Source organism: Planktotalea frisia (assembly GCF_001890925.1).
GTDB classification, from domain to species: Bacteria; Pseudomonadota; Alphaproteobacteria; order Rhodobacterales; family Rhodobacteraceae; genus Planktotalea; species Planktotalea frisia.
On record NZ_MLCB01000052.1, the window covers coordinates 1 to 1299 of the forward strand.

Genomic DNA, 1299 nt, shown 5'->3' on the forward strand with positions numbered 1-1299 from the left:
GTCCTCGACTGGCTGTGGGTCGCCCTCGATATCAGCGTGCTCGTCTTGTGGGTGACGGGCTAATCAGCGAGCTTGCTCAGGCTTACCTCACAGAAGCCTCTCAGCGGCTACGTCCTGGCAGTTACAAGTCCGTGCGCTTTGCGCTGTCACTGCTGACCTCGCATCTGGGGGGTGAGCAGGTGGGAGCGCTGACCCAAGCACAGGGCAAAGAGGTGCTCGGCTACATCACCCGGCTCTCTCCCAACGTGCGCAAGTACAGGGAGGGGAAGGGGGCAGCCTTGGCGGAGCTTGCAACGCTCTCCCAGGAGCACGAGACCACCACGCTGGCACCCCAGACCCAGGCCCGTATCCTCAAGCAGATGTCCCAGTTCCTTGACTGGTGTGTTGGTGAGGGGGAGCTGGGAGCCAACCCCTGGGAGGCCCTCAAGGTCAAAGACCGGCCTGAGGTTCATCCCCATGGGGTGCTGACGGATGAACAGGTCAGTGTGTTGCTGGGGGCCGAGGACAGGGTGCTGCACAGTGCACTCTTGTTCGGCTTGCTGACAGGCATGCGCTCTGGTGAGCTCTGTGGACTGATGGCGGAGGACGTCACAGCCAAGGGCAACCTGGGGCGGTTTGTCAGCATTAGGCCTAACGCGGTAAGATTGCTGAAGTCCAAGGCAGCTGAGCGGGAGGTGCCGCTGCATGGGGTTCTTGAGCAGCTGTTGGATACCGCTCTTCCAAAGTCTGGTAGGCTGTTCCCGAACCTCAGCGTGGACAAGGTTGTGAAGCGCTACGCCAACCTGCGCAGACGTCATCCTGAGCTGCACGGGACTGTGTTCCACTCTACCCGAAAGTGGTTCATCACCCAGTGTGAGCGCACAGGTGTCCCTGAGCACTTCACAGCCACCCTCGTCGGGCATCACTCGGCAAGGTCCGCCAATAAGCTTACCTATGGGCTCTACTCAGCGGGTATATCTGATGCGCAGAAGCGGGAGATTGTCGAGGGGATTAGGTTGCCTGTGGGCTGAGGCGTTGTGATCCCCCCCGTCCGGCTGCCCTTCGCGGGTGGTCGGGCGGGGGTATGGCGACTATTTTTTTGTGGAAGGGAAAAAGTTGGAGCCAATGCAAACATTGGTTTAAATTGCAGCTAACGGAGGCTTTGAGCCGATTGTGTTGAAAAACTCGTTGTTTTTGGCCCATTGATGCTGGTGATTACGTTGATTTCATTTGGCTGGTCGTAACCACCCTGCCTTTCACCCTGCGGCTGGTCCCATCGGCTTGAGCTTAGCGAGTTTCCGGAGGTTTTGGGCGGTTGCT

The 1299-nt window shown here is 59.0% G+C and carries 1 protein-coding gene; it reads left to right on the top strand.

The features are described from left to right. The coding region (locus tag PFRI_RS03045) for a tyrosine-type recombinase/integrase (RefSeq protein WP_245812239.1) at positions 1–1010 on the top strand (1010 nt) is incomplete at its 5' end. Between the last annotated feature and the right edge of the window lie 289 nt (positions 1011–1299).